The sequence below is a fragment of the Streptomyces hygroscopicus subsp. hygroscopicus genome, assembly GCF_030269125.1.
GTDB classification, from domain to species: Bacteria; Actinomycetota; Actinomycetes; order Streptomycetales; family Streptomycetaceae; genus Streptomyces; species Streptomyces hygroscopicus_C.
The window spans coordinates 213,548-223,136 of the sequence record NZ_BSSM01000006.1 but is presented as its reverse complement, the minus strand read 5'-3'; the positions used below and the strand labels follow the sequence as shown (position 1 = coordinate 223,136).

Genomic DNA, 9,589 nt, shown 5'->3' with positions numbered 1-9,589 from the left:
GATGATCAGCACTGGACCGGACATCTGGCGGCCGTTCGACGGCGAGCCTGTGCTCACTCCCGCCATGACAGGCGGACACCGCAGCACACCCGCCGATGAACTGGAACGACTGCGTCGCTACCTGGAGGCGGTCGTGGCCGACCGCGTGTGTCCGGTGCACACCGCAGTCGCCTTCAACGCGGCCTATTTCGGTTACGAACTCGGTGGTGAAGGCCACGGCAACGGCCCCTTCGACCTGGACACGTTCCCCTCCCTGACGCTGGGCGACGAAGTACCGGCCCTGCCCGTCGGGGCACTCGTGCGCATCGAAACCGGATCCGACCCGCTGTACGCGGAGATCGTCTACAAGGAGGGCCGACACCCCGGCGTCGAAGAGGGTGTCGACGTACCCGCGTGGGTGTCCGGGGCACCGGCCGGTGCCCGAGGACCGAGCGAGCTATCGGAGGCACCGCACCCAGTGCGCCGGGAGCTGCTGGTCCCTGACCTCGCGGCCTTCGGCCCCGCGCTGCAGCTCGACGAGGTGAAGTTGCAGCGGTTCCGGGCCCGCCAGAAGTGGCTCAACAAGGACGGCCATGTCGTCGTCGACGCCCGCTACGGCTCGGCGCCGCAGGCCGGGCTCGACGACTGCACCGCCTTCGTGCAGCACCTGCTGACCCACCAGCGGGAAGCACTGCTGAGCCCCCTCGTTCCCGTGTCCGTCGCCCACCTGGCCGGGAGTGGCGCGGAGGAACGGCTGAAGAGGGCCCTCAGCGGGCTGCTGGACACCGTCGATCACGCCCTGCGAACCAGCGACAGCCTGCGCAGATGGGGTTACTACGCATTGACCCGTACCCGCATCGGGGCCGCCCTGAGCCACGACGGGCCGTTGGGCGGAGACGACCTGAGAGCCCTCGCCAGCTCCCTGGAACGGAGTGCGGCCCCTGCCACTCGCCGACGGCACGGCCTGAACGGTTCCCGCACCGTGTACACGGCGATCGGGCCGTGGCTGCGCGGCGTCGATGGTGCCGAACCACTGGTGAGCGGAGTGGAATACGCGGTCTCGGTGTGCCGCGCCAACCTAGCGGTCGTGGACTTCGTCCGGGGAGAAACGGACAACGGCCTGCGCGCTGGGAGCGACATACGGATCACCCTCGACGACGACTTCCAGAACGGTGGCATCTGGCGGTCCCACCACCCGAGCTCGGAGGAGGCGGACGACAGTGATCCGCTGCGCCCAGCGGGACGCGGCTGGCATGACACGGTGCATCCACCCGCGTCGCCCCGGCCTGTCGCGGCGCCGTACGCACAGAGCGTCCCCCGAGAAGAAGAGCCGGAGGACGGCCGGTACGTCGATGCCGAACCCGGGGACACCGCGCTCGTGGACGGTGACCGGATCGGTCCGCTGAACTACCTGAGGATCAACGACAGCGAGGTCTGCTGGCAGACCCCGCTGCGTCTCGCCCACCTCATGGAGGACCGACTGCCGTTGAGCCCCCGGGCCCAAGACGGGTTGGCATATCTCGGCACGGATACCGTCTCCGTACGCGTACGCCTGGAACTCAGCCATCCCGGCGGCGAGCTCGACGCGTCCGAGGAGGTCCAGGAGGTGCTTCTGGATCTCACCGAAGAGACCGGCATGCTCCGGAACGTCCAGTGGCCCATCGACTTCTTCCCCGGGCTGTGCCTGTACATCCAGTGGCCGCGCGGCGGCACCGTCTTCCGGGTCCACACCGTCGAACTGGAACACCCCGTCGACATCGACGGGCAGCTCGTCGCGCACCGCTACGACCCCGCAGTGCTCACCCGGGAAGGAGCACCGGGCAGTGACCGGGACGGTGACTCGTCCGCCGGCCTCGACACCCGGCGTCTCGTCCTGCGTACCGTACGACGCTTCGGCCGCCTCACGCCCGACGGACATGCCCTCCTCGACCGGGCCGCGCTCCCTCGAGGCGTCTACGACACAACTCCCGCCCCCCACCAAGTCACCGCACTGGAGCAGGCCGTGGACGAGCTCCTCGCCGAACACCACCTGTACCCGGCCACGGGCAGCCGCGGTGCGGACGGCGAGCCCCACCACCCTGCCCGCGACGATGAGCCGCCCATCGCCCTGATCGGTTACGCGCCGAACCCCGTGGTGGTGCCACGGCCGGGCTCGGGCGCCGGCGCGCCGCCGCAGGTCCACGGCTTGGAGCACTTCGTCCACGGCTTTCTGCGGAAGCTTCCTGCGGGCTCGAATCCGACGGATGCCCAGCGCGCTGCCTACCGGGAGCACTGCCGCCACGTCGGAAAGGCGGACGGCTGGGAACTACCACCCGGCTACACCTTCGTCACGGCACACTCCCGCCGGCGCTGACCCGCCCCGACAGCACCGGCCGTGCATGCGCGCGCCGCACGCCACACCCCCCGCATCCACATTCACAGGAAACAAGAGATCGGGACTGAATGACCGCCAGCTACCCCGTGGTTGCCAAACCACCGTCCTCCCCGCACGGCACACCGGTTGGACTGCTCAAGGAACTCGCCGCAACGCTCGACGGGCTCGGCCGGGTCCTGGACGCTGCCCTCGACGATCTCACGGTCGGCGAGACGGAACTCGCGCTGAACTCCCTCGGGCCCAAGGACCGTCAGGCCATCATGAGGGGCCTCGGCTTCCGCAAGGTCGAGCCGCGGCGCTTCGGGCGCGTGCTCAGCGAGCAGGTGCTCAAGCGGTTGCAGCGGGTTGAGCAGACCCACCACAGGCATGCCGCGTCCCACCTCACCGCCCGGATCATGAACGACATCGATCAGGCGGTCTATGAGCACGGGGCCGCCGGCACCAGCCCCGGTCTCGTGGACCGCTGGGGCGCGTGCCTGCTCCGCCTGGCGCTCTTCTCCCACCTCCGGGCTTCGGCGCACCACGCCCGACTGCTCGTATGGGCCGCGGCACACGACTGGTTCGGCATGGAGGCGGACGAGGCGGCACTGGCCACGGTACTCAAGGCCGCTCAGCAGGTGATCGACGCGACTCCCGGGTTCGTCCGCCGCGCCGCGCTGGACGACGACGCGGCGGCTCAGCAACCACAGCGGAGCACAACCGTCCCGGCTCGCCGGCGGCCCGATGACATCCCGGTTCCGGAACTGCCCGAGTCCTCCGCGCAGCAGGAGCAGCAGCCCCCTGGTGAGAGGGGCTCCCTGGACGAACTGGCCTCGGCCGAGGAGGAGCTCAAGCACGTCGTCGAGGAGGCACGAGGCGCGGCCGACCGCGTGCGCGCCGCACTGCTGGACGGGTGGCCGCCAATCGGCACAGATCTGGTGCCGCTCGCCGCCGTCGCCCCGGCGTTCTCCCGTGCGCGGGGCGTGCTCTCCGCACTCGGCGTCACCGGCGTCACCGATCGCCTCACCGATGTCCTGAGGGCGATCGACGAGGTTCGTGCACGCGTCGAACGGAAGGAGAGGAACGCCGAGGCCCGTCACGTGGTGGAGACGGTGACGGCCCTCGGCTGCTCTCCAGGCAGTGCGGTGGCCGCGGTGATCGCGGACGCCAGGCAGCGCGCGGAGGCACTGCTCGCGAAGCAGGAGTGGGACGAACAGGACGACACCTGCGCACACATTCTCACGCTGCTGGTGCGCCTCGCCGGCATGAAGGACCGGTCCGACGCACAGCAGGAGATCATCGAGCTCCAACAGCAGTTGTCGGTAGCACATCCGCCGTACGCCGTGGCCGCCGTCATGTACCAGCAGATCACGCTGACCGAGCACAGGGCCACCACCCACGACACGGCCGCCGCCCCGCAGGGCGAGGAATCCGCCGAGGTTCCCGAGGCGCCGGAACGGGCCATATCCCCGGAGGCGGCCACCGCCGCGCAGGCTGACACCAGCGTGCCTGAGACGCAGAACCACAGCACCGCCGATTCCGTCCCGGCCGAGCGACCTCCCCGGTCCGCCGACACCGCCGAGCAGCAGCCCGCGCCGGAACGGCGGGTCACCGCCGACCTCGCGGTGACCGCGGCCGTCGACACCCCCACGGGTACCGCCGACGGCACGGGAACGAAGGGCATCGAACCCGTCCTCGCCCGGCTCATCGCCGAGAAGCGCTTCGGGCTTGCCGCCCACCTGTCGCAGGTCGCCGACCGCCCGGACACCGAGTCCGCGGTCCTGCGCCTGGCCGCCGCGGCGACACTGCTGCAGTCCAGGTCCGGCCGAGCGGGTCAGGTCATCGAGGAGGCGCTGCACGAGTGGGAGGCCCGTAAGGAGAGCGACAGCGACGCGCTGTCCCTGCTCCTACTGCCCACGCTGGTCCGCGCAGCCCTCGTGACGGGTGCGCCCGTGGTCGGTGCGCAGCTGAGGGCGATCAGCCCGCAACTGCCCGACGCCCTGCACGAGGTGGCCACCATGGTGGCAGAACGCGCACTGCAGGGCGCACTGCTCATCGCGCCGCCCCATGCCGTCGTCGCCGATGTCTCCCACACCGAGGGCGAGCTGCGCGCGGCCGTGGACGCCTGCCAGGCTCTGCTCACCGTACCTCGGTTGCGTTTCCAACGGGCCAGCGCCATGGTGCAGCGCTGGCTGGCGCCGACCGGTCTGCTCGGCAGCGTGCTGACCGCCATCGTGGCAGGGGCCCCGGACGCCGAGCACCTGGCCGACGAGCTGCTGGAGAACCTCGCTCGCCGAGCTCAGGTCGAGGCGGCGATCGACGAGATGGACGCTGCGCTGCGCGGGCCGGGCAGCCGTGGCATCCAGGGGTCGGGCCGCAACAACGTTCGCCACTGCCTCGAGCGCGTCCGGGACGCCGTACGGCAGTGGCGTGCGGTCAAGCGCGACCTGGAAGCAGGACGCGCGGAGGAGAACGTGTGGGCGTTCCAGTCCGTCGCAGCCCTGCGCCTCTCCCTCCTCGGCCTACGCGAACGGGTCGCCGACGACCTCACCGCGGCCGAACGCAGCTCCGCCGTCCTGGCGAAAGCCACCGCCTACGTGGCGCGGGACCTGTTCGCCGAGGTCTTCGACGGGCTGGACGCGAACAGTCGACCGGCCGAGACGGGATCCGAGCCGGACGTTCAGACGGTTCTGGACGCCGAGCTCCACAAGGCCGAGCCGGCCGTGCCGGGCGAGAAGCCGACCTTGGACGGCTTGCTGAAGGCAGTGGACCGTACCTGGGACGACGCAATCGAGCAGCAGCTCGCCCGTGACGAATTCGGCGTGATTCGCACCATCACGGACCTCGCGGACCTCGACGTCCTTCCTGCAGCCCACACCTTGTCGCTCTCGGAGGAGCGTCGCGCACACCTCAGCGCGATCGAGAAGGAGCGCCGGGCGGCGCTCGCCGAAAAACAGCGGCAGCTGGCCGCCCGGCTCCGCCGGTCCCAAGCCGACGAGGCACTCACCGTCGAACAGGACGTCAGCCTCCAGGAGCTGCTCGCGGACGCCCGGGCACACCTGGAGCACGACCGGCCGGGCGAGCTGGCCGCGGTCCGCCGAAACCTCGACCGAGTCGAGGAGCTGCTGCCCCGCTACCGCGAGGAAGCAGCCGACCGGCTGCGCGCCCGGCTGGCCGCGCTGACGGACGTGAGCGCGGAGGACCGCGAACGAGTCCTGCGCAATCTGGACACCGACAGCCTGGCCACCGCGGCCGAACTCGTCTACTTCCTCGAACTGGGCGAACCGGTACCGGAGATCAGGTCCGAGGACTCGCACCTGGAGGCGTTCTTCCCCGCCGTGCCGGACTCGCTGCCGGGCGGCATCGACGCTGAGCTGATCGCGGCCGTCCGCGCCCGTGGCCGGTACGGCGACCACGCCGTGCTGGACTATGCAGGACTCTCGGAGGAGGAGGCCGAACGGGCCGCCGCGGCCCTGGAGTTGTGGAGCACGCTCGCCGCGACGAAGGACCGTATCAACATCAATCCGCGCGAGAGCCTGAATCCGGCTCTGGCCCTCCTCGGATACGAAGCCCGGCGCGCACGGCCTCTGGACGATCTGCCGCGCGGCAAGGACTACCGGTTCTTCGAACTCGCGCCCGTGCACGTCACCGGCCGTGCCTGGGCGCCCGCCTTCGGATCGCAGATCAAGGACCGCGGCGGCAAGCTCCGCGCCCTGCTGATCTGGGGCCGGCCCGCGGCCAAACTGCTCATCACCCGCGCTCTGCAGGACCCCGACGAGAGCAGTCTGCTCGTCGTCCACTTCGGGACGCTGGACAGCAGAACCCGTAATGAGCTGGCCGCCGCCTCCCAGGACACCAAGCCGATCATGGTGGTGGACGACGCCGCGCTGGCCTACCTCATCGCGCACGGCAACCGGCGGGTGGATGCCACGACCGAGACGCTGCTGCCGTTCTCTGCGGTGAACCCGTACATCAAGGAGAAGCGGGGCCAGATCGGCCGGGAGATGTTCTACGGACGGGACCGCGAGCGCAAGAGCATCCACGACCCCGCGGGGACCCAGATCCTCTACGGCGGCCGGGGTCTCGGCAAGTCGGCCCTGCTCGCCGACGCGGGGGATCGCTTCGAGGAACAGCGGCCGGGGGCCTACCGCAAGCTCTACCTCAACCTGGACAAGATTGGCATCGGCCGGGGCACCGCACTCGGTGCCGAGGCCATCTGGCCCACGCTCGACCAGGAGCTGATCAGGCAGGGAGTCCTGGAGGAGCCCCGACGCCGGGGCCTACAACAGGAATCATGGCAGCGGGTCACCGACGGGATCGCCCGGTGGCTCGCTCAGGATCCCGACCGGCGGCTGCTCATCCTCCTCGACGAGTGCGACCGCTTCTTCGAGGCAGACGTCCCCGAGTGCACGGAGACCCGCCGACTGCGCGGTCTGGGTGAGGACTCGCGCGGCCGGGCCAAGGTCGTGTTCGCCGGTCTGCACTCGGTGCAGCGCTTCACCCGGCTCGCCAGAAACGGCCCGTTCAGCCACCTGGCGCAGACCCCGACGGTCGTCGGTCCGCTCGCCCCACAGTTCGCCGCTGACCTGATCGTGCACCCGATGCGTGCGCTCGGCTTCGAGTTCGCCGACGTCGATCTCGTCAACCGGGTGCTCGGCTTCTGCTCGTACCAGCCCTTCCTGCTGCAGATCTTCGGCAGCAGGATGGTGCAGGTCATGCAGGACAAGCGGGCGCACGCACCACTCGCGCCGCCTCCGTACACGATCGAGGAGTCCGACGTCGACGCGGTGGAACAGGACACATCGCTGCGCTCGGACATCACCGCGGCCTTCAAAGACACCCTCGCCCTCGACGACCGCTACCACGTCATCGCCAATGTCCTCGCCCAGCACGCCCGGGACAACGGTCTGGAAACCCGGCTCAGTGACAGGGAGTTGCGGGAGGAATGTGCCGGCTGGTGGCCCCGCGGCTTCGAGCACCTGGACAGCGAGGGTTTCCGTGCCTATCTGCAGGAGATGGTCGGCCTCGGTGTCCTGGCGCCGAACAACGACGGGCAGGGCTGGCATCTGCGGGGGCCCAACGCGCTGCGCATGATCGGTACCGCCCAGGAGATCGAGGCGCGGTTGCTGCGGGCGGAGACGGAGTCCCGGCTGGAGGAGACCGTTGTACTGGAGAGCCGTCCGGACCTCTACGACGGCAGGTCCGCCCCCCTCACCGTCACCCAGATCGACTATCTGCTGGGCGAATACGTCAACCAAGTCCGCGTCGTTCTCGGTACACAGGCGACCGGCGTCGCCGATGTGGAACGGACCCTGCGTGAGGTGACGGGCAGGGTGGCGGGCTGGTCCGTGCCCGTGATCGGAAGCGCCAAGACGTTCCGCAAGGAGCTCGCAGCCGGCCGCGCGGGCGAGCGGCGACTGCTTATCAGCGATCTCTCGCTGGGCAGCGAGAAGTCCTGCCGGGAGTCCTTCGACCTGGCCAGGGCAGTGCTGCCCGAGGCCGCCGAGGCGACCCGCTCCGTCGCCCTCGTGTCGGGTGTGGAACAGCTCGGCTTCTGGTCCGGCCTCCTCACCGGTCCCGACGCCGACCACGACACCATCGTGGTGCTGCGCCGGCATGACCTGCGCAGCCTGAAGGACTGGACGCAGCGCCACAGCCTGTGCGAGACGGAGGAACGACTGACGCGCCTGGCGGAGGCGACCGGTGGCTGGCCGTACCTACTGGACAAGGCGCTGCAGCTGCGTGATCGCCGACCGGACCAGGACCGGGTGCTGGCGGACCTGACGTCGTGGCTGGAGCAGAGCAGCGGCGCCGAACAGTTCGTCGACGCCGTGGGGCTGCTGGAGAACGACACCCTAAAGGCCGCCTACGACGGGGTCGTCGAGCAGCTCGGTACCGACTGGCATGACGACGCCTACCTCGTCACTGCGGCCGAGATGGCCGGTCTCTCCTCCGAGGAGGCACGCGGGGCCGTCGTCTGCCTGGAGGCCCTCCAGGTGTTCGACCGGGACGGGACGCGCCTGCGCGTGGAGCCGGTCCTCCATACGGCGCTGGGCGTACTTGAGGCCAAGGTCTGACCAACCGGGTGGGGCCGGGGTTGCGCCTGGCCCCACCGAGACTCGACCAGCACACCCGTGTCCTGTCGGCGGCCACATTCGGAGTACCGACGGGGCGATCTACTGTTGACCCCTTTCCAGCTCGCTGCCGAGCTTGCTTTGCCATGGGAGACCCTTGGCGCTGATAGTGATGACCGGGGAGAGGGTTAAGCATTCGGTCGGCCCCGTCGTGGCAACGGAACGAGATGGCTCACTGGTCGCGAGAGCGTCGGGGGCTTCTCGGTCGTAGAACTGAAGATTCCGGAAATCTACTGGTACGACGCGAAGGCCGTGCGCCTGACGCCGGCTGTGTGAGCTGCTCGCGAATCCTTCGGGCTGCAGTGCGTGCTTCCGGGCAGCGAGTCATCCTGTGACCCGCATGCACCTGATGAGGCGTCAGGTAAGTCAGCATCTGGTCAGCATCGGTTCCCGAACATCCTGAAAAGACTGTCCGAACAGGCACCTGGTCGGTGGCGTCACAACAGCCTGGTTGGCGCGGAAGCCCAGGCAGGGAGCCCTATCCCCAATGAGAAGCGATGTTCCGCACAATCGTCGACTTCGACGCGTGCCCGTGTAGAGTGAAGACCGCCCTTGACCTGCACAAAGCGGGCAGGGAGCCGTCTTTCAGGAGTCCAAAGTGCTTCGTACGATGTTCAAGTCCAAGATCCACCGTGCCACCGTCACCCAGGCCGACCTGCACTACGTGGGATCGGTGACGATCGACGCCGACCTGCTCGACGCGGCGGATCTGCTGCCGGGGGAGCTCGTGCACATCGTGGACATCACGAACGGCGCCCGGCTTGAGACGTACGTCATCGAGGGGGAGCGGGGTTCGGGGGTCATCGGGATCAACGGAGCGGCCGCCCATCTCGTGCACCCCGGCGACCTGGTGATCCTCATCAGCTATGCGCAGGTCGACGACACCGAGGCGCGTGAGCTGAAGCCGCGGGTCGTGCATGTCGACGCCGACAACCGGATCGTGGCCCTCGGCGCCGACGCGTCCGAGCCGGTGCCCGGTTCCGACCAGCTGCGCAGCCCGCGGTCCGTGTCGGCCTGAGCCGGCCGGCCCCCTCCGCTGCCGCCCTTGGGTGAGTGGCCGGGCGGTGGTCGGGTAGGCGGGGGAGTAGTCCAGAGGCGACGTCCAGCGACATCGGCGACTGCG

Annotated in this window: 3 protein-coding genes; all 3 read left to right on the top strand. The window is 69.6% G+C overall.

Features of this window, described 5'->3' with window-relative positions:
- Position 1: 1 nt before the first annotated feature.
- The 3 genes from QSK45_RS16305 (at position 2) to panD (ending at position 9,484) form a co-directional block, all read left to right on the top strand.
- Positions 2-2,332, top strand: coding sequence for a hypothetical protein (locus tag QSK45_RS16305; RefSeq protein ID WP_285557699.1), 2,331 nt, complete (start codon positions 2-4; stop codon positions 2,330-2,332).
- A gap of 89 nt (positions 2,333-2,421) precedes the next feature.
- Positions 2,422-8,409: a coiled-coil domain-containing protein gene (locus tag QSK45_RS16300; RefSeq protein ID WP_285557438.1), complete on the top strand. Its 5,988-nt coding sequence runs from the start codon at positions 2,422-2,424 to the stop codon at positions 8,407-8,409.
- Positions 8,410-9,064: 655 nt separating this feature from the next.
- Entirely contained in the window at positions 9,065-9,484 is a 420-nt protein-coding gene (gene panD, locus QSK45_RS16295; RefSeq protein WP_285557436.1) for an aspartate 1-decarboxylase, read from the top strand.
- The last annotated feature ends 105 nt before the right edge of the window (positions 9,485-9,589 follow it).

Excerpts from the sequence above, each read along its gene's own strand:
- QSK45_RS16300 (WP_285557438.1), top strand. The coding sequence starts at position 2,422 with ATGACCGCCAGCTACCCCGTGGTTGCCAAACCACCGTCCTCCCCGCAC.
- QSK45_RS16305 (WP_285557699.1), top strand. The coding sequence starts at position 2 with ATGATCAGCACTGGACCGGACATCTGGCGGCCGTTCGACGGCGAGCCT.